The 22,323-nt window shown below is 61.7% G+C and carries 17 protein-coding genes; 6 read left to right on the top strand and 11 right to left on the bottom strand.

From position 1 onward, the window contains the following. The first annotated feature begins 76 nt into the window (after positions 1–76). From glyQ to EJA05_RS00070, 4 genes are all read left to right on the top strand, one after another. Positions 77–1,024 carry a glycine--tRNA ligase subunit alpha gene (gene glyQ, locus EJA05_RS00085; protein ID WP_027592054.1) on the top strand — a complete coding sequence of 316 codons (948 nt, stop codon included), beginning with the start codon at positions 77–79 and terminating at the stop codon, positions 1,022–1,024. Further along, positions 1,021–3,072 (top strand): glycine--tRNA ligase subunit beta, encoded by a 2,052-nt coding sequence (glyS, locus tag EJA05_RS00080; RefSeq protein WP_125856988.1) that lies wholly within the window; start codon positions 1,021–1,023, stop codon positions 3,070–3,072. The genes glyQ and glyS overlap by 4 nt, the downstream gene beginning before the upstream one ends. A gap of 3 nt (positions 3,073–3,075) precedes the next feature. Beyond that, a complete protein-coding gene (gmhB, locus tag EJA05_RS00075; RefSeq protein WP_125462030.1) occupies positions 3,076–3,603 on the top strand; it encodes a D-glycero-beta-D-manno-heptose 1,7-bisphosphate 7-phosphatase in 528 nt (175 codons plus the stop codon). Positions 3,604–3,665: 62 nt separating this feature from the next. Then, positions 3,666–4,436 carry a lysophospholipid acyltransferase family protein gene (locus EJA05_RS00070; RefSeq protein WP_125856987.1) on the top strand — a complete coding sequence of 257 codons (771 nt, stop codon included), beginning with the start codon at positions 3,666–3,668 and terminating at the stop codon, positions 4,434–4,436. A gap of 251 nt (positions 4,437–4,687) precedes the next feature. Here EJA05_RS00070 and EJA05_RS00065 read toward each other — a convergent pair whose 3' ends face one another. Both EJA05_RS00065 and EJA05_RS00060 read right to left on the bottom strand, forming a co-directional pair. Continuing rightward, positions 4,688–6,307: an MFS transporter gene (locus EJA05_RS00065; protein WP_125856986.1), complete on the bottom strand. Its 1,620-nt coding sequence runs from the start codon at positions 6,305–6,307 to the stop codon at positions 4,688–4,690. 97 nt (positions 6,308–6,404) lie between these two features. Further along, positions 6,405–8,054 carry a GMC family oxidoreductase gene (locus tag EJA05_RS00060; protein ID WP_125856985.1) on the bottom strand — a complete coding sequence of 550 codons (1,650 nt, stop codon included), beginning with the start codon at positions 8,052–8,054 and terminating at the stop codon, positions 6,405–6,407. A 227-nt stretch (positions 8,055–8,281) separates the two neighbouring features. Between EJA05_RS00060 and EJA05_RS00055 the strand changes: the two genes are divergently transcribed. Then, positions 8,282–9,169: a LysR family transcriptional regulator gene (locus EJA05_RS00055; protein ID WP_125462026.1), complete on the top strand. Its 888-nt coding sequence runs from the start codon at positions 8,282–8,284 to the stop codon at positions 9,167–9,169. Here EJA05_RS00055 and EJA05_RS00050 read toward each other — a convergent pair. The 3 genes from EJA05_RS00050 to EJA05_RS00040 are packed head-to-tail and all read right to left on the bottom strand — an operon-like array spanning position 9,158 to position 12,178. Next, complete coding sequence (locus EJA05_RS00050; protein WP_125856984.1) at positions 9,158–9,976, bottom strand: sulfite exporter TauE/SafE family protein; 819 nt, start codon at positions 9,974–9,976, stop codon at positions 9,158–9,160. The two genes, EJA05_RS00055 and EJA05_RS00050, sit on opposite strands and share 12 nt — an antisense overlap. Further along, positions 9,973–11,253, bottom strand: a complete 1,281-nt coding sequence (locus tag EJA05_RS00045; protein WP_125856983.1) for an NAD(P)/FAD-dependent oxidoreductase — start codon at positions 11,251–11,253, stop codon at positions 9,973–9,975. The genes EJA05_RS00050 and EJA05_RS00045 overlap by 4 nt, the downstream gene beginning before the upstream one ends. A 40-nt stretch (positions 11,254–11,293) precedes the next feature. Beyond that, positions 11,294–12,178 (bottom strand): MBL fold metallo-hydrolase, encoded by an 885-nt coding sequence (locus tag EJA05_RS00040; protein ID WP_125856982.1) that lies wholly within the window; start codon positions 12,176–12,178, stop codon positions 11,294–11,296. Positions 12,179–12,424: 246 nt separating this feature from the next. On the opposite strand from EJA05_RS00040, the gene EJA05_RS00035 reads away from it, so the two are divergent. Next, entirely contained in the window at positions 12,425–13,723 is a 1,299-nt protein-coding gene (locus EJA05_RS00035; protein WP_125856981.1) for a sigma-54 interaction domain-containing protein, read from the top strand. A gap of 143 nt (positions 13,724–13,866) precedes the next feature. On the opposite strand, the gene EJA05_RS00030 is transcribed toward EJA05_RS00035, so the two are convergent. The 6 genes from EJA05_RS00030 to dnaA form a co-directional block, all read right to left on the bottom strand. Then, entirely contained in the window at positions 13,867–14,784 is a 918-nt protein-coding gene (locus EJA05_RS00030) for an AEC family transporter (RefSeq protein WP_125856980.1), read from the bottom strand. Further along, the gene (locus EJA05_RS00025; RefSeq protein WP_125856979.1) at positions 14,781–15,791 is read right to left on the bottom strand and encodes a TauD/TfdA family dioxygenase; all 1,011 of its coding nucleotides are present in this window, start codon (positions 15,789–15,791) and stop codon (positions 14,781–14,783) included. Before EJA05_RS00025 ends, EJA05_RS00030 begins: the two co-directional genes overlap by 4 nt. A 212-nt stretch (positions 15,792–16,003) precedes the next feature. Continuing rightward, positions 16,004–18,424, bottom strand: a complete 2,421-nt coding sequence (gene gyrB / locus EJA05_RS00020) for a DNA topoisomerase (ATP-hydrolyzing) subunit B (RefSeq protein WP_125856978.1) — start codon at positions 18,422–18,424, stop codon at positions 16,004–16,006. Between the two features lie 4 nt (positions 18,425–18,428). Next, positions 18,429–19,532 carry a DNA replication/repair protein RecF gene (recF, locus tag EJA05_RS00015; protein ID WP_125462020.1) on the bottom strand — a complete coding sequence of 368 codons (1,104 nt, stop codon included), beginning with the start codon at positions 19,530–19,532 and terminating at the stop codon, positions 18,429–18,431. Between the two features lie 15 nt (positions 19,533–19,547). Further along, positions 19,548–20,651: a DNA polymerase III subunit beta gene (gene dnaN, locus EJA05_RS00010; RefSeq protein WP_110994060.1), complete on the bottom strand. Its 1,104-nt coding sequence runs from the start codon at positions 20,649–20,651 to the stop codon at positions 19,548–19,550. Between the two features lie 40 nt (positions 20,652–20,691). Beyond that, entirely contained in the window at positions 20,692–22,224 is a 1,533-nt protein-coding gene (dnaA, locus tag EJA05_RS00005; RefSeq protein WP_125856977.1) for a chromosomal replication initiator protein DnaA, read from the bottom strand. Between the last annotated feature and the right edge of the window lie 99 nt (positions 22,225–22,323).

The raw sequence follows: 22,323 nt of genomic DNA, 5'->3' as shown, positions 1-22,323 counted from the left end.
CAATGAGTAGAGGGCGAGGCGAAACGGGTTATACTCCCGCTCTTTACATCCGCATCCCCAGATACAGGTGAATTTCGTGAGCCAGCCTACGCCAGCCGTGCGTACCTTCCAAGACCTGATCCTCGCCCTGCAGAACTACTGGGCAGCTCAAGGTTGTGTGGTGCTTCAGCCCTACGATATGGAAGTAGGCGCCGGCACTTTCCATACCGCCACGTTCCTGCGCGCCGTCGGCCCGGAAACCTGGAACGCCGCCTATGTGCAGCCTAGCCGTCGCCCTGCCGACGGGCGGTATGGCGAAAACCCCAACCGCCTGCAGCACTACTACCAGTTCCAGGTAGTGCTCAAGCCAAACCCGGCGAACTTCCAGGAGCTGTATCTGGGCTCGCTGAAAGCCATCGGCCTGGACCCACTGGTTCACGACATTCGCTTCGTCGAAGACAACTGGGAATCGCCAACCCTCGGCGCCTGGGGCCTGGGCTGGGAAATCTGGCTGAACGGCATGGAGGTGACCCAGTTCACCTACTTCCAGCAGGTCGGCGGCATCGAGTGCTACCCGGTCACCGGTGAAATCACCTACGGCCTGGAGCGCCTGGCCATGTACATCCAGGGCGTGGACTCGGTCTACGACCTGGTGTGGGCCGACGGCCCGTTCGGCAAGGTCACCTATGGCGACGTGTTCCACCAGAACGAAGTGGAGCAGTCGACCTACAACTTCGAGCACGCCAACGTCGAGAAGCTGTTCGAACTGTTCGACTTCTATGAAAGCGAAGCGAACCGCCTGATCAAGCTGGAGCTGCCGCTGCCGACCTATGAAATGGTCCTGAAGGCCTCGCACACCTTCAACCTGCTGGACGCCCGCCGCGCCATCTCGGTAACCGAGCGCCAGCGCTACATCCTGCGTGTACGCACGCTCGCCCGTGACGTGGCGCAAAGCTATCTGCAAGCCCGCGCACGCCTGGGCTTCCCGATGGCCACCCCTGAACTGCGTGACGAAGTGTTGGCTAAGCTGGAGGCTGCACAATGAGTGCTCAAGATTTCCTGGTTGAACTGGGCACCGAAGAGCTGCCACCCAAGGCCCTGTCGTCGCTGGGCGACGCCTTCCTCGCCGGTATCGAGAAAGGCCTGCAGGCCGCCGGCCTGAACTACACCGCCAAGCAGGTCTACGCCGCGCCGCGCCGCCTGGCCGTGCTGATCCGCCAGCTCGACGTGCAGCAGCCGGACCGCAGCATCAACATCGATGGCCCACCCATGCAGGCTGCTTTCAAGGACGGCGAGCCGACCCAGGCCGCCCTGGGCTTTGCCAAGAAGTGCGGTGTGGAGCTGTCGGACATCGACCAGAGCGGCGCGAAGCTGCGCTTCTCCCAGCACATCCCGGGCAAGGCGACCGCCAGCCTGCTGCCGACCATCGTCGAAGACTCGCTCAACGACCTGCCGATTCCCAAGCGCATGCGCTGGGGCGCCAGCCGTGAAGAATTCGTGCGCCCGACCCAGTGGCTGGTGATGCTGCTGGGCGATCAGGTCGTCGACTGCACCATCCTCGCGCAAAAAGCCGGCCGTGAATCCCGTGGCCACCGCTTCCACCACCCGGAGACCGTGGTCATCACCACCCCGGCCAACTACGTCGAAGACCTGCGCAAAGCCTACGTGCTGGCCGACTTCGCCGAGCGTCGCGAGCTGATCAGCAAGCGCACCGCCGAACTGGCCATGCAGCAGGAAGGCACCGCGATCGTGCCGCCAGCGCTGCTGGACGAAGTGACCGCACTGGTCGAGTGGCCGGTGCCGCTGGTGTGCTCGTTCGAGGAGCGTTTCCTCGAGGTGCCGCAGGAAGCCCTGATCACCACCATGCAGGACAACCAGAAGTACTTCTGCCTGCTGGACAACGAAGGCAAGCTGCTGCCGCGCTTCATCACCGTGGCCAACGTCGAGAGCCGCGATCCGAAGCAGATCGTGCAAGGTAACGAAAAGGTCGTGCGCCCGCGCCTGACCGACGCCGAGTTCTTCTTCAAGCAGGACAAGAAGCAGCCTCTGGAAAGCTTCAACGAACGCCTGAAGAACGTGGTGTTCCAGGCTCAGCTGGGCACCGTGTTCGACAAAGCCGAGCGCGTCTCCAAGCTGGCCGCTTTCATTGCCCCGTACCTCGGCGGCAGCGCCGCCAACGCCGGCCGCGCCGGCCTGCTGTCCAAATGCGACCTGGCCTCGGAAATGGTTGGCGAGTTCCCTGAGATGCAGGGCATCGCCGGCTACTACTACGCCCTCAACGATGGCGAGCCAGAAGACGTCGCCCTGGCGCTGAACGAGCAGTACATGCCGCGCGGTGCTGGCGCCGAGCTGCCGCAGACCCTCACCGGTGCTGCCGTGGCCATCGCCGACAAGCTCGACACCCTGGTCGGCATTTTCGGCATCGGCATGCTGCCCACCGGCAGCAAGGACCCGTACGCCCTGCGCCGTGCCGCCCTCGGCGTGCTGCGCATCCTGATCGAGAAACAACTGGACCTGGATCTGACCAGCGCGGTCGAGTTCGCGGTCAAGCAGTTCGGTGCCAAGGTCAAGGCCGCCGGCCTGTCCGAGCAGGTGCTGGAGTTCATCTTCGACCGCCTGCGTGCGCGCTATGAAGACGAAGGCATCGACGTTGCCACCTACCTGTCGGTGCGTGCCCTGAAGCCGGGCTCCGCCCTGGACTTCGACCAGCGCGTGCAGGCCGTGCAGGCGTTCCGCAAGCTGCCGGAAGCCGGTGCCCTGGCGGCGGCGAACAAGCGCGTGTCGAACCTGCTGAGCAAGGCCGAAGGCGCCATCGCCGACCAGGTCGAGCCGAAGTACTTCGACAACGCCAACGAGTTCTCGCTGTACTCGGCCATCCAGCAGGCCGACCAGGCCGTGCAACCGATGGCGGCCGCGCGTCAGTACAACGAAGCGCTGGCCCGCCTGGCCGCCCTGCGCGACCCGGTCGACGCCTTCTTCGAGGCGGTGCTGGTCAACGCCGAAGATGCCAAGGTACGTGCCAACCGTTATGCCCTGCTCAGCCGCCTGCGCGGCCTGTTCCTGGGCGTGGCCGACATTTCGCTGCTGGGGTAAGCCTTGAAACTGCTGATTCTCGATCGTGACGGGGTGATCAATCACGACTCCGACGCCTACATCAAGTCGCTGGACGAGTGGATCCCCATTCCCGGCTCGATCGAGGCCATCGCGCAGTTGAGCAAGGCCGGCTGGACGGTGGCCGTGGCCACCAACCAGTCCGGCATTGCCCGCGGCTATTACTCGCTGGCAACCCTCGAGGCCATGCATGCGCGCCTGCGCGCACTGGTGGCCGAGCAGGGCGGCGAGGTGGGCTATATCGTGCATTGCCCGCATGGGCCGGACGAGGGCTGCGAATGCCGCAAGCCCAAGCCCGGCATGCTGCGGGCGATTGCCGAGCACTACCAGGTGCCACTGACCGATGTTTGGTTCGTCGGTGACAGCAAAGGTGACCTGGAGGCGGCGCTGGCCGTCGATGCACAACCGGTGCTGGTGAAAACCGGCAAGGGTGAGCGGACGCTTGAAAAAGGCATCCCGCAGAACACACTGATTTTTGACGATCTGGCCGCCATCGCCAGACAACTCATTTAAACGGCGCGCCCCAGCGGCGCGTTGTCCTTAGGCGGGCCTGCCCCGCAACGGTACATGCCACTATGTCGATCCTGCAGGCGATCAGAATCTTTCTTTTTTACCTGCTGTTGGGCACCAGTTCGCTGCTGTGGTGCTCGCTGAGCTTCTTCGTTGCACCGTTCTTGCCGTTCGCCAAGCGCTATCGGTTCATCAACGTGTACTGGTGCCGCTGCGCGCTGTTCCTGGTGCGTACGATCCTGGGCATCGATTACAAGATCACCGGTGCCGAGAACGTGCCGACGGTGCCCTGCGTAATCCTGTCGAACCACCAGAGCACCTGGGAGACATTCTTCCTGTCGGCCTACTTCTCGCCGCTGAGCCAGGTGCTCAAGCGTGAGTTGCTGTACGTGCCGTTCTTCGGCTGGGCCATGGCCATGCTGCGGCCGATCGCCATCGACCGCAAAAACCCGAAAGAGGCCCTGCGCCAGGTCGCCAGCCAAGGCGACGAGCTGCTCAAGCAGGGCACCTGGGTGCTGATCTTCCCAGAAGGTACCCGCGTGCCTCACGGCCAGATCGGCAAGTTCTCCCGCGGCGGTACCGCCCTGGCGGTGAACGCCGGCCTGCCGGTGCTGCCGGTTGCCCACAACGCCGGCAAGTTCTGGCCCCGTGAAGGCTGGGGCAAGCGCTCGGGCACCATCGAGGTGGTGATCGGCGAACCGATGTATGCAGTCGGCACCGGGCCACGCGCCATTGCCGAGCTCAACGACCGTGCCCAAGCCTGGAACGAAGCAGCCCAGCGGGCCATGGGTTCGCTGCCGCCAGTGGCTGAAAATCCTGAGCAGCAGCCGGCCTGACGATCTGTGGATAACTTGTTAGCAAGTTTTGCATTAGTCGTCTGAAATAGATGCTAAGTGATTGAATTAGCTATTTATTTCTCTGTATGACGTTTTTGCGAAAATCGTGCATAAGTTTTTTCGCGCTATAAAAAAACCGGCTTTTACGCCGGTTTTTTTATGGGTTGAAATCGCTGCTGGCTTCTTCGCGGGTAAACCCGCTCCCACAACCTGTGGGAGCGGGTTTACCCGCGAAGGCCCCAGTGAAAAACTCAGACCTTGTCGATATCCACATCCTTGGTTTCTTTCAGGCAGAAAATCCCCACCACCAGGCTCACCCCGGTGATCAATACTGGGTACCACAGCCCGTAGAAGATATCCCCGGTGTACACCACCAGCGCGAACGATACCGTCGGCAGGAAGCCACCGAACCAGCCATTGCCGATGTGATAAGGCAGGGACATCGAGGTGTAGCGGATGCGGGTAGGGAACAGCTCGACCATCACCGCCGCCAGTGGCCCGTAGGTCATGGTGGCAATCAGGATCATGGCGACAATCAGCACCACCACCATCACCTGGTTCACCTGGGCCGGATCGGCCTTGGCCGGGTAGCCGGCCGCCTCGATGGCGCTGCGCATGGCTGCTTCGTCGAAGCCGTTGATGGTCTTGTCGCCGATGCTCACCGAAACGTCGCTGCCCGCGGCGTCAACCGAGCTGTAGGGCAGGCCCTGCTTGACCAGGAAGGTCTTGACCTTGTCGCACGGGCTATCGAAGCGCGCCTTGCCCACCGGGTCGAACTGGAAGGTGCAGCCCTGCGGGTTGGCATTCACCACGATTGGTGCCTGGCGGCTGGCGGCGTCGATCTGCGGGTTGGCGTAATGGCTCAGGGCCTTGAACATCGGGAAGTAGCAGACGGTGGCCAGCAGCAGCCCGAGCATCAGGATCGGCTTGCGCCCGACGCGGTCCGACAGCCAACCGAAGAACACGAAGAACGGCGCGCCAATGATCACGCTGATGATCAACAGGGTGTTGGCTTGTGCCGGGTCCATCTTGAGCATCTGGGTCATGAAGAACAGCACGTAGAACTGTGCGGTATAGAAGGTCACCGCTTGCCCGGCGTTGATGCTGAACAGCGCGGTCAGCACCACCTTGAGGTTGGGCCACGAGCTGAACGACTCACGAATCGGCGACTTGCTCACCTTGCCCTGGGCCTTCATTTTCACGAAGGCTGGCGATTCATGCATGCTCATGCGGATCCAGGTGGAGATCGCCAGCAGGAAGATCGACAGCAGGAACGGCAGGCGCCAGCCCCAGGTCTCGAACTGGTCGCCGCTGATGTAGCGGCTGGCCAGCACCACGGTCAGCGACAGCAGCAGGCCGAGGGTGGCGGTGGACTGGATGAAGCCGGTGTGGAAACCACGCTTGCCGTGCGGGGCGTGCTCGGCCACATAGGTGGCGGCGCCGCCGTATTCCCCGCCCAGGGCCAGGCCCTGGAGCATGCGCAGTATCACCAGGATGATCGGCGCGGCAATGCCGATACTGGCGTAGGTGGGCAGCAGGCCGACCGCGAAGGTCGACAGGCCCATCAGCACGATGGTCACCAGGAAGGTGTACTTGCGCCCGATCATGTCACCCAGCCGACCAAACACCAGGGCGCCGAACGGGCGCACCAGGAAGCCGGCGGCGAAGGCCATCAGGGCGAAGATGAAGGCGGTGGTGTCGTTGACCCCAGCAAAGAACTGCTTGCTGATGACCGCGGCCAGCGCGCCATAGAGAAAAAAGTCATACCACTCGAACACCGTCCCGAGGGATGACGCGAAAATGATCTTGCGTTCTTCACGACCGCTGGAGCTGCTCGCCGCCGCCCCCTGTTCCTGGATGTAGTCCGACATCGTTGCTGTCCTCGGCCCGAGGGCCACAGTGATTATTCTTGTTGTTCCACTGCCGACGGCCTCCGACCACGCGCCGTCGCTGTTGCAAACACCCGGGTCAGGGCGTCGGTATCGCGCTGGAGTCGCTGAGGTTGGTCTGGGTACGGGCCCCCTTGAGGATCAGTTGCGCCGCCTTCTCGGCGATCATCAACGTAGGTGAACAGGTATTGCCGGAGACGATCTGCGGCATGATCGAAGCGTCGGCCACGCGCAGGCCGGGAATGCCGTGCACGCGCAGCTGGTTATCCACAACGTCCAGCGCGCCATTGCCCATGCGGCAGGTGCCCACCGGGTGGAAGATGGTGGTGCCGATCTGGCCGGCGGCCTGGTGCAGGTCTTCTTCACTCTGCAGGGCAGGGCCGGGCAGGTATTCGCGGGGGGCGAAAGCGGCCAGGGCAGGGGCCTGGACGATGCGCCGGGTCATGCGGATGGCATCTGCCGCCACCTGCCGGTCTTCGGGCGCACTGAGGTAGTTGGGGTCGATCACGGGTGCGGCGTGCATGTCCGCCGAGCGGATATCGATACGCCCACGGCTGACCGGGCGCAGGTTGCACACCGAGGCGGTGAAGGCCGGGAAGCGATGCAGCGGCTCACCGAAGCGCTCCAGTGATAGTGGCTGCACGTGATACTGCAGGTTGGCGGTGGCCTGCTCCGGGCCAGAACGCACGAATGCCCCCAGCTGGCTCGGCGCCATGGCCAACGGGCCGCTGCGGTCGTAGGCGTAACGCAGACCCATGCCCAGCTTGCCCCACAGGCTGTTGGCCATCTGGTTGAGGGTACGGGTGTTGTCGATCTGGTAGATCAGCCGCAGTTGCAGGTGGTCCTGCAGGTTGCCGCCGACGCCGGGCATGTCGTGCCGCACGCCGATGCCCAGCCCTTCGAGCAGCTTGCGCGGGCCGATGCCTGAGCGCTGCAGGATGCCGGGTGAACCCACGGAGCCTGCGCAAAGAATGATTTCCCGGCGTGCGCCGAACTCATGCCACGCGCCTTGCCAACGCGCTTTCACCGCCCGGGCCCGGGTGTTGTTGAGCAGCACCTGATCGACCTCGACGCCGGTCAATACGGTCAGATTGGGCCGTTTGAGGATGGGTTTGAGGAAAGCCTTGGCCGAGTTCCAACGCACACCGCGGCGCTGATTGACCTGAAAGTATCCACAGCCGGCGTTGTCGCCGGTGTTGAAGTCGTCGACCTTGGCGATGCCACTCTGCTCGGCGGCATCGCGGAAGGCATCGAGGATCGGCCAGCTGTAGCGCTGCTGTTCAACCCGCCATTCGCCGTCACCGCCATGGCTGTCGCTGGCGCCGGCGAAGTGGTTTTCGCTTTGCTTGAACAACGGCAGCACGTCCTTCCATGCCCAGCCGTCGTTGCCTTGCTCGGCCCAACGGTCGTAGTCGGCAGCCTGGCCGCGCATGTAAATCATGCCATTGATCGAGGAACAGCCGCCGAGCACCTTGCCCCGTGGATAACCCAGGGCGCGGCCGTTCAGGCCGGGTTGCGCCTCGGTCTTGAAGCACCAGTCTGTGCGGGGGTTGCCGATGCAGTAGAGGTAACCGACGGGGATGTGAATCCAGGGATAGTTGTCGCGACCACCGGCTTCCAGCAGCAGGACACGGCAGGCAGGGTCGGCGGACAGACGGTTGGCCAGCAGGCAACCGGCGGGCCCGGCACCCACGACCACGTAGTCGTAGACAGAATCGGCTGATGGCATGTGCAACCTCGCGCCTGATTATTATTCTTGTCCCGGTCCATCTTATTGATTAATTTCGCCGAGGAAACACGAGATTTTGCGCAGCCGTTGTGCGTTTTAGCACAGCGGCATGTCTGCTCTGGCCCTAGCGCCGGCAAGCCGGCTCCCACAGGTATACAAGCCTTCTGACCCTTGTGGGAGCCGGCTTGCCGGCGATAGGGCCAGTACGAACAGCCAAAGGGATCAGCATGTTCGACTGGAACGATCTGCGGTTTTTCCTCGAGTTGCAGCGCAGCGGCCGGCTGCTGACCGCCGCCAAGCGCCTCAACACCACCCACAGCACCGTGGCCCGGCATATCGAGAGCATCGAGAAAAGCCTGGGCACGGCGCTGTTCGTCCAGCACGCCCAAGGCTACGACCTCACCCCCTCCGGCCAGGCACTGCTCAAGCACGCCGAGGCCATGGAGAACGTCGCCCTGCTGGCGCAGGAGGAAATCACCCAGGCCATCACCCCCCTGGGCAAGATTCGCCTGGGGGTCACCGAAGGCATCGGCATCATGTTCTTCACCCCGCGCATGAACGCGTTGTTCGAGCGCTACCCGGGGCTGGAAGTGGAGCTGGTGGCGGTGCCGCGTTTCGTCAGCATCCTCAACCGCGAGGCCGAAATCAGCATCCACCTGGAGCGCCCCAACGCCGACCTGCTGATCACCCGCAAGCTCACCGACTACCGCCTGGCGCTGTACGCCAGCCAAGCCTACCTGGACCGCGCACCGCCCTTGCGCAACCGCGAAGACCTGGCCCGGCACAGCTGGATCGGTTACGTCGACGACTTGTTGTTCAGCCAGGAACTGCTGTTCCTCAACAGCTTCTGCCGCTCACCCAGCGTGGCGTTTCGCAGCACCAGCGTGATCGCCCAGCAGCACGCCGCCCAAGCCGGGCTGGGCATTGCCGTGCTGCCCAACTACATGGCCCGCCACGACCCGAAGCTGGTGCGGGTGCTGCCCAGCGAAACCATCCAGCGCAGCTACTGGATCTGCACCCGCCGCGAACTGCACAAGTCGGTGCGCCTGCGGGTGGTGTGGGATTACCTGCTGGCGCTGTGCGCCGCCGAGCAGGATGAGCTGCTAGCCGAGTAGCGCCTTGCCGGCCAGCAGCAGCGCAGCCGCCCAGCCCGCCACGGCGAAAAGCTGCTGCAGGCGTGGGCCGGCGATGCGGGCGGCGAGCGGCCGCGCCAGCAGCAGGCCGATGACCGCACCGATGGCGAAGGGCACCCCCACCTGCCAGTGCATCACACCGGCCACGCTGGCGCTCACCACGCTACCGGTGGACACCAGGGCGATCACGGCCAACGAGGTGGCGACGATGCTGGTCATGCGCAGGTTGGTGTAGCGGTTCAATGCCGGGATGATCACGAAACCACCGCCCACGCCCAGCAGGCCGGACAGCAACCCCGACATCAGCCCAGTAAAGGCCAGGGCCCTGGCGCAGGGCAGGGTCCAGCGCAAGCGGCCTTGCAAGGGGTTGAGCACGCAGGGCTCGATGAAACGATGGGCGTCATTGGCTTCGCCGCGCAGTTGCCTGGCCGCCTTGCGCCAGATGCGCAGGCAGGCGTAAACCAGTACCCCGGCGAACACCAGGGCCAAGGGTGTATTGGGCAATTGATGCGCGAGCATCAGGCCAAAGGGCGAGGCGACGATGCCGATCAGGGCGATGAACAGTGCGGCGCGATAACGTACAAGCCCTTCGCGCAAGCCGAGCAGGGCGCCCACCGCCGCCGCCAGGCCAACGGCGAGCAGGCCGATCGGCGCCGCCTCGACCATGCTCAGGCCCAAGCCGAACACCAGCAGCGGCACCGCGAGGATGCCGCCACCGGCGCCGGTCAGCGCCAGCACCGCGCCAATGATTGCGCCGAGCCCGGCGCCCAGCAGCTGCTGTTCGATCACTGCTGCGCCTCGATCACCAGCGGCTGTGGCCGCGCCATCCATTCACGGCCCTTGAGCATGGCCTTCCAGTACAGCGGCGGCAGGATCTGCGCTTTCAACAGCCAGGCCAGGCGGGTCGGCTTGCGCCCGTCGAGCAACCAGCGCGGGAAGCTCGGTGCCACCTTGCCGCCATAGGTGAACTCGGCAAGGACGATCTTGCCGCGCTCCACTGTCAGCGGGCAGGAACCATAGCCGTCGTATTGCGCCAAGGTCGGCAGGCGCCCAAGGGCCACCAGTACGTTGTTGGCCACCACCGGTGCCTGCTTGCGGGCAGCGGCGGCGGTCTTGGCGTTGCTGGTGTTGGCCACGTCGCCCAAGGCGTGGATATTGCCGAACTGGCGGTGGCGCAGGGTGTGCGGGTCGACATCCACCCAGCCAGCGGCATCGGCCAGCGGGCTCTGGCGGATGAAGTCCGGTGCCACTTGCGGCGGCACCACGTGCAGCATGTCGAAGGCCTCGACGCGGGTTTCGCTGCTGCCATCCGGCAGTGTGCGCACGAACGTGGCGCGCTTGTTCGGGCCATCTACCGCCGTCAGGCGATGCTGATAGTTGAGGTCGACGCCGTACTTGTCGATGTAGCTCATCAAGGCCGGCACGTAGTCCGGCACACCGAACAGCACGGCGCCCGCGTTGAAGAAGCTGGCCCTGACATTGCCGAGCCGGCCATTGCGCAACCAGTGATCGCACGACAGGTACAGGGCCTTCTGCGGCGCCCCCGCGCATTTGATCGGCATCGGCGGCTGGGTGAACAGGGCACGGCCTTGCTTGAGCGTCTGCACCAGCTCCCAGGTGTAGGGCGCCAGGTCGTAGCGGTAGTTGGACGTGACACCGTTGCGCCCGAGTGTCTCGCTCAAGCCTTCGATGGCGCTCCAGTCGAGCTTGAGGCCCGGGCACACCACCAGCTGTTCGTAACTTACGGCTCGACCACCTTCGAGCATGACCAGTTGCCCATGCGGGTCGAAACCTTCGACCCGCGCCTTGATCCAGCGCACGCCACGGGGCAGGGTGGCGGCCATGGTGTGGGCGGTGCTCGGTGCCTTGAACACACCGGCGCCGACCATGGTCCAGCCAGGCTGGTAGTAGTGCACATCGGCGGGGTCGATCAAGGCGATATCCAGTGACGGGTCGCGGGCGATCAAGCTCGAGGCGGTGGCGATACCGGCGGCACCGGCACCGACTATCACCACTTTGTGGTGGTCGGCAGGGGATGAATCGGCAGGGGACAGCAAGGCAGGCATGGCGGTGTTCCTTGGAATCTCGTTATGTAGGTGATGCGCTTTACAGTTTGTTCAGCGGGATCTTCAGGTAGCTCACGCCGTTTTCCTCGGGCTCGGGATACTGGCCGCTGCGCATGTTGATCTGTACCGAAGGCAGGATCAGCACGGGCATGTCGAGGGTCTTGTCACGGGCTTCGCGCATCGCCACGAAGCTGTCCTGGCTGACGCCTTCATGAATATGAATGTTGTCGGCGCGTTGCTCGGCCACCGTGGTGACGTAGCGCAGCTCACGGCCGCCCGGCAGGTAGTCGTGGCACATGAACAACTGCGTCTGGTCAGGGAAGGCCAGCAGCCGACGGATCGACTGGTACAAGGTTGTCGCGCTGGCGCCGGGGAAGTCGCAACGGGCAGTGCCGTAGTCGGGCGTGAACAGGGTGTCGCCAACAAACACGGCGGTCTCGCCGGCGTCCTGCACCATGTAGCTCATGCAGGCCGGCGTATGCCCGGGGGTGTGCAGGGCGCGGGCATGCAGGTTGCCGATGCGAAAACCTTCCTCATCGACGAACAGCACATCGAACTGGCTGCCGTCGCGAGCGAACCCGGGCTCGGCGTTGAACAGGGTGCCGAACACTTTCTGCACCTGGGTGATCTGCGCACCGATGCCGGTGTGGCCGCCAAGTTTCTCCTTGAGGTAGGCCGCCGCAGACAAGTGGTCGGCATGCACGTGGGTTTCCAGGATCCACTGAACCTTGGCGCCCAACTCATTCACCCGGGCAATCAGCTGGTCCGCAGAAGCCGTGCAGGTACGTCCGGACTTGGGGTCGTAGTCGAGCACGCTGTCGATCAACGCACATTGGCGAGTCTCGCCGTCCATCACCAGGTAACTGATGGTCGAGGTGGTCTTGTCGAAGAATGCTTCAACATGAAGGTTGTTGCCGATGATCATTGCGCTCTCCAGTTATCCACCGTGCCTCCTTGAAGGCTTAGGCAGTGAACGGTGCTTTATCAAGATGCATGCCATGCCTTTCTGATGGGCGCGCTGCCCCGTAACTGCGGCCTTGCGCCGGCACAGGCTGCGCGACAGCGCCGTACCCAACCGCCAAAGGTGACAGTTGCTGGCAGTCGACTGTCAGCCGATGGCAGTGATTGGCAGTCCTTGCTACGCTCGGCGGGTCTTTTATCTGGTGCTGTCATGCTTGCCGCTTCCCATCCCGCGATTCTCGCGCTGGTGTCCTACCTCGAACACGATGTGCTGCCAAGCATCATCCTGGACACCGACTACAACATCCTTGCCGCCAATGCTGCTTACCGACGTCAGTTCGGCAGCAACGATCATGCGCCTGTGGGCGAGAAATGCCACCGGGTCTCGCACCACTACGCAGTGCCCTGCGACCAGGCCGGTGAGCACTGCCCGCTGCGCAAATCGCTGGACAGCAAAGTCCCCGAGCGCGTGCTGCACATCCACCACACGCCTCGCGGACCGGAACATGTGGATGTGGAGCTGAGGCCGATCCTCGACGATCAGGGCAGGGTGGTGGCCTTCGTCGAGCGCCTCACCAGCGTCACCCTGGCGTCGGCACAACCGCAGGAGCAGGGCCTGGTGGGTCGCGCAACGGCCTTCAAGGCGGCGGTCGCCAGCTTGCAACGGGCGGCGCCGGCGCAAATCCCGGTATTGCTGCAAGGTGAGTCTGGTACGGGCAAGGAGCTGTTCGCCCGCGCGTTGCACCTGGGAAGCCCCCGAGCCAACGGGCCGTTGGTAGTGGTGGACTGTACGGGTTTGACCGAGTCTTTGTTCGAGAGCGAATTGTTCGGCTATGAGAAGGGCGCCTTCACAGGCGCTACTCAACGCAAGATCGGCCTGGCTGAAGCGGCCCATGGCGGCACCCTGTTCCTTGACGAAATCGGCGAAGTGCCGCTGGCCATGCAGGTGAAACTGCTGCGCTTGATCGAGTCCGGCAGTTTCCGCCCGGTCGGCAGCACGCGCACGGTGCATTCGGATTTTCGTTTGGTCTCAGCAACCCACAAGCCACTCAAGGACATGGCTGCTAATGGCACGTTCCGGGAAGACCTGTATTACCGCATCAGCGGTTTCCCGATACGGTTACCGGCCTTGCGCGAGCGGGCTGAAGATTTGCCTTTGCTCTGTGAAAGCCTGTTGCAAAGGATGGCGGGCAAGCAGTCCCCGAAGGTCACTGCTCAGGCGCTTGAACGACTCAGCCTGCATAGCTTCCCCGGCAATATTCGCGAGCTGCGAAATATTCTGGAGCGGGCTCGCCTGTTCGCCGATGACGGTCTGATACGCCCCGAGCATCTTCCCGAGGGCCTCCATCCGGTGGTTGATCACAAGGCTTTGCGTGGTCGCGGGAAACATGAAATGCCGCAGTTGGCCCATGCGCTGGAAACTTTCAGGGGGTCTAGAAGCGAACTCGCAGCGCATCTGGGCATGAGCGAACGTACGCTTTATCGGCGTCTCAAAGCCTTGGGACTTTGAAGCGTTCCACGTGGAACACTCATCAGGCTGCGCCTGCGCAGATACCGTATCCGTTGGACCGCCTTGGCAAACTCGCTCGGCAGTTTGGCCCGAGCGAGTGCAGCCCCTATATAAGGTAAAGACGCTTGGCCGGTGAAGCCGAACTAAAGCGTCAGCGTGCTTACGATCAGAGTGATGCTCAGTGTGGAAACCAGCGTGGTCCAGGTGATCATGGATGCCATTGCCGGTGCGTCTCCGCCCATCTGCCTGGCCAAGATGTAAGCGTTCCCGGCACAGGGAACACAGGCATAGAGCAGTGCCACATTGGCAGCCACACCCGAAGCGCCCAGCGCCAGCAATAACCCGAAGGTGATCATTGGCATCAGCATCAACTTGAGGCCAACCACGTAAAGAGTGGCTAGCACACGATTAGCCTGCAGGTTAAACATCAACCCCGCGCCCACCGACATGAGGCTCAACGGCGTCGCGGCACCGGCGAGGTAGGTCATGAACTGCTCGATAGCGCCGCCGAAACCTACACCCAGGTTGTTCATTACCAATCCGAGTATTGCTGCAATGATCAGCGGATTCTTCACCAAAGCGCCAAACATGCCGGCCAGTGATTTCCTGCCGGTATCACCGAAGTGATTCATTACCAGCACACTCATGACATTGGTCAACACAATCAGGTAAGCGACAAACACGCCTGAGAGTGCAACGCCTTCCACCCCATAAAGGGAATGAGCCAGGGCGATGAACACGTATGAGTTGTAGCGAACCCCTCCTTGGAAGATCGAGGTGAACAGATCATTCCTGGTTTTGACGAAAACCCGCCCGATGAAGATCAGCGCGCCAACAGCCAGCGTCGCCATCATAGTGGCGGCAATGGCCGCTGAGGTTTCACCACCGGAAAAATCTGCCCTGCTGACATCCAGTATCAATAAGGCAGGGAAGAACAGGTAGTAGACCAACTTGTCCACATACTTCCACCAGCCATCGTCATTCAGGACCCAGCGTTTGCTGGCATAGCCGACCACGATGAGCAGGAAGATTGGCAATATCGCGAAGAGGCTGTTGATCATAGTGCTTGGGCTCGTGGCATGAATACTCGAGACTTGACCATTTCCAGCCGGCGGTGACTCCAGAGACTTTTGCTGACGAAGACCCGCTGTACCCAACGCAACGGGTTGGAAAACGCATCCAAGGAGGGTTCGAAACTATCGCGCGCGTGCAGCGTGAAACGATTGTCGATGTACAGTAGCCGACCTGGCTTGATGTCCAGCCCCACCGATACCTGCCTGATCGCATCACAGAAACGCGCCATCGCATCCGCTGCCGGTTTGCTTAAAGCCTCGACCATGTCCGGGTAAAACACCGCGCTGATCTCGGGGAAGTCCAGCTCGCCGCTTAGCATCGCAACTGGCTCGGTAGCGAACGCGCCCTGGCTTCGCCAACGATGGGGTACCTTGATTCGATACAAGGGCTGTCGCAAACACTCCACCTCGGACTCTTCGAGCATGCCGAGCGCATCACGTGCATCGGCAAGACGAGTCAGCGGCCCAGCCGGGTCGTGGCGAACACCGGTCAACAGCAACCCAAGCGGAGAAAAACTGGCGTTGTCCATGTACTTAAGCGCTGCGTTCTCGATATGAAAACTGAGCTCGACCTCGGAGCCCAAGCCTGTGTACTCGCGCTTGGCCGAAGGGCTGGGGATAAGATTATTGACGATATCAGCCCCTTCAAACTGAATCGAATAGGGCTCACCAATCAGAGAAGCAAAGGCCATGATCAGATTTTCACTCAGCGTGCCGCTCTTGGCCGCGGGAGTGAATACTCCGGGATCTGGGGTAGTGAAAACCGCCTCGTCGGTCGGCAGGTTTTCGAATATCAGATAGGGTTTCGGACGCAGCGAAGCCCGTTGGTTGGCCAGCACATCAATCACCCTGCGTGGCAGGTTTGAAGCAGCCATGATGCGCAGATCGGTGATGTAGCTCTGCCCGCCTTGGGGATCATAATTGACCTTGCCCAGACCGGTGGCCAGTTGATTGCGTTCACTGTCGGTCAGTGGGTATATACAGGTGCTATCCATTTTTTGCTTAGCTCTCTTTCACTAAAATCTGCGTCCGGGCTAACGCCCTGACTCTTGTGCAGAATGTATGAAGTTGCGAGAGCAAGCTGTAGGCAGAAGCACTCAGCAAGGAAGCTGAGAGGGATCAGGGCCGTAGGATCTTGTTCCACATGGAACGAAAAAGGCCAACCCAATATGGGTTGGCCTTTGCAGATATCGCGCAGTCAGCTGGATCAGAAGTCCAGGTTGGACACCGACAGCGCGTTATTCTCAATGAACTCACGACGCGGTTCGACCGCATCACCCATCAAGGTGTTGAACAGCTGGTCAGCGGCGATCGCATCTTCAATGGTCACCTTGAGCATGCGGCGCACGGTTGGGTCCATGGTGGTTTCCCACAGCTGGTCAGGGTTCATCTCACCCAGCCCTTTGTAACGCTGGATAGTGTGGCGCTTGGTGCTTTCGTTCATCAGCCAGTCGAGCGCTTCCTTGAACTCGGTGACCGACTTGCGACGCTCGCCACGCTTGACGTAGGCACCCTCACCCAACAGGGTGCTGAGGTTTTCACCGAGGGTGACGACGCTGCGGTAGTCATTGCTGCCGAAGAAATCACGGTTGAAGGTCACGTAGCTGGCTAGGCCGTGAGAGGTGGTTTCCACCACGGGCAGCCAGATATTGCGTTCCTTGTCTTCGTGCAAGGCAGCCTTGTACGCCAAGCCGGAGCGCTGGCTGTTATCCAGGCGCAGCTGGAAAGCTTTCAGCCACTCGTCCATCTGTGCCTTGTCAGCCAGTTGCTCGAGGGTGACTTTTGGCAGGTAGATGAAGTGCTCGGTCAGCTCTTCCGGGTACAGGCGCGACAGGCGCTTGAGTGTCTTCATCACGGCGCGGAAATCGTTCACCAGCGATTCGAGCTGTACGCCCGAAACGGCAGGTGCCGACTCGTCCAGATGCAGGCTGGCATCTTCCAGGGCCGACTGGGTCATGTACTCTTCCATGGCCTCGTCGTCCTTGATGTACTGCTCCTGCTTACCTTTCTTCACCTTGTACAGCGGCGGCTGGGCGATATAGATGTAGCCACGCTCCACCAGCTCTGGCAGCTGACGGAAGAAGAAGGTCAGCAGCAGGGTACGGATGTGCGAACCGTCGACGTCAGCATCGGTCATGATGATGATGTTGTGATAGCGCAACTTGTCGATGTTGTACTCTTCGCGGCCGATGCCACAACCCAGGGCGGTGATCAAGGTACCGACCTCTTGCGACGAGATCATCTTGTCGAAGCGAGCTTTTTCGACGTTGAGGATCTTGCCCTTGAGCGGCAGGATCGCCTGGGTGCGACGGTTGCGGCCTTGCTTGGCCGAACCACCTGCGGAGTCACCCTCCACCAGGTACAGTTCGGAGAGGGCAGGGTCCTTCTCCTGGCAGTCGGCCAGTTTGCCCGGCAGGCCGGCGATGTCCAGCGCGCCTTTGCGGCGGGTCATCTCACGGGCCTTGCGCGCGGCTTCACGGGCACGGGCAGCGTCGATCATCTTGCCGACAACGGCCTTGGCTTCGTTGGGGTTTTCCAACAGGAAGTCAGCGAAGTACTTGTTCATCTCCTGTTCCACGGCGGTTTTCACCTCCGAGGAAACCAGCTTGTCCTTGGTCTGAGAGCTGAACTTGGGGTCCGGCACCTTGACCGAAATGATCGCGGTCAGGCCTTCGCGGGCGTCGTCACCGGTGGTGGCGACCTTGTTCTTCTTGGCCAGGCCTTCCTGCTCGATGTAGCTGTTGAGGCTACGGGTGAGCGAGGAACGGAAGCCGACCAGGTGGGTACCACCATCGCGCTGCGGGATGTTGTTGGTGAAGCACAGCAGGTTTTCGTTGAAGCTGTCGTTCCACTGCAGGGCGACTTCGACACCGACACCATCGTCACGCTGGACGTTGAAGTGGAAGACCTGGGAGTTGACCGGGGTCTTGTTGGTGTTCAGGTACTCGACGAATGCGCGCAGGCCGCCTTCGTATTTGAAGAACTCTTCCTTGCCGCTGCGTTCATCCTTGAGCAGGATGCCAACGCCGGAGTTCAGGAAGGACAGTTCGCGGATACGCTTGGCGAGGATGTCCCAGCTGAAGTGGATGTTCTTGAAGGTTTCAGCCGAAGGCTTGAAGTGGATGTGGGTACCGGTGGTTTCGCTTTCACCAACCACGGCCATCGGTGCCTGTGGCACACCATGAACGTAAGTCTGCTCCCAGATCTTGCCGCTGCGGCGAACGGTGAGCACCAGCTTCTCGGACAGCGCGTTCACCACGGAAACACCTACACCGTGCAGACCGCCGGAAACCTTGTAGGAGTTGTCATCGAACTTACCGCCGGCGTGCAGCACAGTCATGATGACTTCGGCTGCCGACACGCCTTCTTCTTTGTGCACATCGACCGGGATACCGCGGCCGTTGTCGCGGACACTGATGGATTCGTCGGTGTGAATGATGACGGTGATGTCATCGCAGTGCCCGGCCAGGGCCTCGTCGATGGAGTTGTCGACCACCTCGAATACCATGTGGTGCAGGCCGCTGCCGTCATCGGTGTCGCCAATGTACATGCCGGGACGCTTGCGTACGGCATCCAGCCCTTTCAGCACTTTAATGCTGGAGGAGTCGTACGTTTGATTTTCGCTCATGCCTTCACTCCCGATGGTCGTGGGTCTGGGTGATACGGCCCTGTTCCACGTGGAACAAAGCGACTGGCGTTTCCGTTTGCCAGCCTTCCCTCAGAAATTCGTGGTCTACACAGGTGATGAACACCTGGCAGTTCAATTCTTCAAGCAAGCGGCACAGGGCGCGGCGGTGCTGCTCGTCCAGTTCGGACGGCAAGTCATCCACCAGATAAATACACTGACCGCGACGAACCTGGCTAACCAGATGGCCCTGAGCAATTCGCAGGGCGCAGACAACCAGCTTCTGCTGCCCGCGCGAAAGGATGTCGGCAGCGTTGTTTGCCCCCAATCGAAGGCGCAGATCAGCACGCTGTGGCCCAGCCTGGGTATGGCCCATCTGCTGATCACGAAGGAGAGAGGTAGCGAGGACTTCGTTGAGTTCCCGGTCCTTGTCCCAGCCTCGGTAGTAGCTCAGGGTCAACCCTTCCAGCTCGACCAGTTCGCTCAGGGTTCGCTCGAAGACGGGCTTCAAGGCCTTGATATAGTTGCGACGGTATTCATCTATCTCCGCACTGGCGAGACACAACTCCCGATCCCAGGCGGCTTGCGAAACGGCGTCAAGTGTACCATGCCGCAGCCATGAGTTCCGCTGCCGCAGGGCCTTCTGAAGACGTTGCCAGGTGGCCATGAAGCGTGGTTCCACGTGGAACACGCCCCAGTCGAGGAACTGCCGGCGTACCTTGGGAGCACCTTCGAGCAACCTGAAACTGTCAGGGTTGATCAATTGCAAGGGCAGCATTTCGGCGAGCTGCGCAGCACTACGTGCGTTCTGCCCGTCAATACGGATGGTGAAATCACCTTGGCGTTCGCGAGAAACACCCAGGTTACTTGTGCCACCTTCAGCCAGTTCTACCTGGCCAAAGACCGTACAGGTGGGCTGTTCGTATTGAATGACCGGGTTCAGCCGCGTGCTACGGAACGAGCGCGCCAGCCCAAGCAAATGCACGGCTTCGAGCACGCTGGTTTTGCCGCTGCCATTGTCGCCGTACAGGATGTTGATGCGGGGGGAGGGTGAGAGGGTCACCGGGTGCAGGTTGCGCACCGCGGTGACCGAAAGGCGTAGAAGGGACATTTCGCCTGCTACGAGTTACAGACGCATCGGCATGACAACGTAGGACGAGTCATCATTGCCGGCTTCCTGTACCAGGGCGCTGCTGTTGGAGTCCGACAAAATCAGGCGCACCTGTTCAGTGGTCATGACACCCAGCACGTCCAGCAGGTAGCTGACGTTGAAACCGATCTCCAACGAGCTGCCGTTGTAGTCGACGCTGATCTCTTCTTCCGCTTCTTCCTGCTCAGGGTTGTTGGCCTGGATCTTCAGCTGCCCAGCCGCGAGTTGCAGGCGAATACCACGGTACTTTTCGTTCGACAGGATCGCGGTACGGCTGAACGCCTCACGCAGAGCCTGACGATCGCCAACCACAAGCTTGTCGCCGCCTTTCGGCAACACGCGCTCGTAGTCCGGGAACTTGCCGTCGACCAGCTTGGAGGTGAAGGTGAACTCACCGGTGGTCGCGCGAATATGGTGCTGGCCAAGGACGATGCTGACCATGCCTTCCGGGTCGGTGAGCAGGCGCGCCAGCTCAAGGATACCTTTGCGAGGCACGATGACCTGGTGACGCTCGGCCTGGCCGATCGGCGCCTGCATGGCGCACAGGGCCAGGCGGTGGCCATCGGTGGCTACTGCGCGCAGGGTGTCGGTCGACACTTCCAGCAGCATGCCGTTGAGGTAGTAGCGCACATCTTGCTGGGCCATGGCGAAGCTGGTGCGCTCGATGAGGCGGCGCAGCTTGCTCTGTTCCAGGTTGCAAGTCAGCGAGCCCGGACCTTCTTCCACGGTCGGGAAGTCGTTGGCGGGCAGGGTGGACAGGGTGAAGCGGCTGCGGCCGGCCTTGACCAGCAGCTTCTGCTCGTCGACCTTGATGTCGATCAGCACATCGCTGGGCAGGCTCTTGCAGATGTCCATCAGCTTGCGCGCCGGGACAGTGATCTCGCCCGGCTCGGCAGGCTCTTCCAGTTGAACGCGGCCAACCAGTTCGACTTCCAGGTCGGTACCGGTCAACGACAGCTGCTGGCCCTGTACGACCAGCAGGACGTTGGACAGGACCGGCAAGGTCTGGCGGCGCTCGACGACGCCTGCGACCAGTTGCAGGGGTTTCAACAGGGCTTCGCGTTGAATGGTGAAATGCATGGTCTAGTCCCTTGCCTTCAATTAGCTACGCAGACGGTCATCAGGTCGTCAGTGTACGCAGCAGGTTCTTGTAGTCCTCGCGGATGTCCGCGTCGGATTCCTTCAATTCGTTGATCTTGCGGCAGGCGTGCAGCACGGTGGTATGGTCGCGGCCGCCAAACATGTCGCCGATCTCCGGCAAGCTGTGGTTGGTCAGCTCCTTCGACAGGGCCATGGCCACCTGGCGCGGGCGCGCTACAGAGCGAGAACGGCGCTTGGACAGCAGATCGGAGATCTTGATCTTGTAGTACTCGGCCACGGTGCGCTGGATGTTATCCACACTCACCAGTTTGTCCTGCAGCGCCAGCAGATCCTTGAGCGATTCACGAATCAGCTCGATGGTGATATCGCGGCCCATGAAGTGCGAGTGAGCGATCACCCGCTTCAAGGCACCTTCGAGTTCACGTACGTTGGAACGGATGCGCTGGGCGATGAAGAACGCGGCATCATGCGGCAGCTCGACCTTGGCCTGGTCGGCCTTCTTCATGAGGATCGCCACGCGGGTTTCCAGCTCCGGCGGCTCGACAGCCACCGTCAGGCCCCAACCGAAGCGCGACTTCAGGCGCTCTTCCAGGCCTTCGATCTCCTTCGGGTAGCGGTCACTGGTGAGAATCACCTGCTGACCGCCCTCGAGCAGGGCGTTGAAGGTGTGGAAAAACTCTTCCTGCGAACGCTCCTTGCGGGCGAAGAACTGGATGTCGTCGATCAGCAGCGCATCGACCGAGCGATAGAAACGTTTGAATTCGTTGATCGCGTTCAGCTGCAGGGCTTTGACCATGTCGGCGACGAAGCGCTCGGAATGCAGGTAGACGACCTTGGCATTCGGGTTCTTCTTCAGCAGGTGGTTACCCACAGCATGCATCAAGTGCGTTTTACCCAGGCCGACACCGCCATACAGGAACAGTGGGTTGTAGCCATGCTTGGGGTTGTCCGCGACCTGCCAGGCAGCCGCACGGGCCAACTGGTTCGACTTACCTTCCACGAAGGTCTCGAAGGTGAAGGTGCGGTTCAGGTAGCTGGTGTGCTTGAGCGCGCCTTCGACCTGCACCGTACGTTGTTCGGTGCGGCCCGTTGCTGCGGGCGCCGCGCTGGGCTCAGCCATGCTGTCGAAGCTGTTGCGCGAAGCGGACTCTTCGATATCGCTGGTAAGCGGCTCGGCCACCGGCGCCATGACCGGCTCGCTCGGCAGCACGATCGGTGCGGCAGGCTGAACCTGAGCCTGCTGCGCCAAGGTCGCGGCGACGGCAGCGCTCACCGGCGCATTCGGGGCAGCCCGCGCAGCAGAACTACGACGGCTACCTATTAATAAGGAAAGCGCCGGCGCAATGCCGTTGCCGTGTTCGCCCAACAGCTCGAGCAGACGACCCAGGTACTTTTCATTGACCCAATCGAGCACGAAGCGGTTGGGCGCGTAGACGCGCAACTCGTCGCCTTCGGCTTCGACCTGTAGCGGACGGATCCAGGTGTTGAATTGCTGGGCAGGCAGTTCATCGCGCAGAAGCTCCACGCACTGCTGCCAAAGTTCCACTGACACGGATATCCCCTGAGTTGAAAGCCGGATGAGGCAAAACAAACCGCCATTGTACCGGGCGGACGGTCAGTTATCCACATATGAGGCCCTATGCAGACCCGG

This window comes from Pseudomonas oryziphila, assembly GCF_003940825.1.
Lineage (GTDB): Bacteria > Pseudomonadota > Gammaproteobacteria > Pseudomonadales > Pseudomonadaceae > Aquipseudomonas > Aquipseudomonas sichuanensis.
Note: the sequence above shows the minus strand (reverse complement) of the source record. Positions and strands in the feature narration are given on the sequence as shown.

What these genes read in the sequence shown, in the direction of transcription:
- EJA05_RS00030 (WP_125856980.1), bottom strand. Translation starts at nt 14,784, where the DNA reads ATGATCAACAGCCTCTTCGCGATATTGCCAATCTTCCTGCTCATCGTG.
- dnaN (WP_110994060.1), bottom strand. Translation starts at nt 20,651, where the DNA reads ATGCATTTCACCATTCAACGCGAAGCCCTGTTGAAACCCCTGCAACTG.
- EJA05_RS00040 (WP_125856982.1), bottom strand. Translation starts at nt 12,178, where the DNA reads ATGATCATCGGCAACAACCTTCATGTTGAAGCATTCTTCGACAAGACC.
- glyS (WP_125856988.1), top strand. Translation starts at nt 1,021, where the DNA reads ATGAGTGCTCAAGATTTCCTGGTTGAACTGGGCACCGAAGAGCTGCCA.
- gyrB (WP_125856978.1), bottom strand. Translation starts at nt 18,424, where the DNA reads ATGAGCGAAAATCAAACGTACGACTCCTCCAGCATTAAAGTGCTGAAA.
- EJA05_RS00055 (WP_125462026.1), top strand. Translation starts at nt 8,282, where the DNA reads ATGTTCGACTGGAACGATCTGCGGTTTTTCCTCGAGTTGCAGCGCAGC.
- EJA05_RS00065 (WP_125856986.1), bottom strand. Translation starts at nt 6,307, where the DNA reads ATGTCGGACTACATCCAGGAACAGGGGGCGGCGGCGAGCAGCTCCAGC.
- EJA05_RS00060 (WP_125856985.1), bottom strand. Translation starts at nt 8,054, where the DNA reads ATGCCATCAGCCGATTCTGTCTACGACTACGTGGTCGTGGGTGCCGGG.
- EJA05_RS00070 (WP_125856987.1), top strand. Translation starts at nt 3,666, where the DNA reads ATGTCGATCCTGCAGGCGATCAGAATCTTTCTTTTTTACCTGCTGTTG.
- EJA05_RS00025 (WP_125856979.1), bottom strand. Translation starts at nt 15,791, where the DNA reads ATGGATAGCACCTGTATATACCCACTGACCGACAGTGAACGCAATCAA.
- EJA05_RS00045 (WP_125856983.1), bottom strand. Translation starts at nt 11,253, where the DNA reads ATGCCTGCCTTGCTGTCCCCTGCCGATTCATCCCCTGCCGACCACCAC.
- recF (WP_125462020.1), bottom strand. Translation starts at nt 19,532, where the DNA reads ATGTCCCTTCTACGCCTTTCGGTCACCGCGGTGCGCAACCTGCACCCG.
- EJA05_RS00035 (WP_125856981.1), top strand. Translation starts at nt 12,425, where the DNA reads ATGCTTGCCGCTTCCCATCCCGCGATTCTCGCGCTGGTGTCCTACCTC.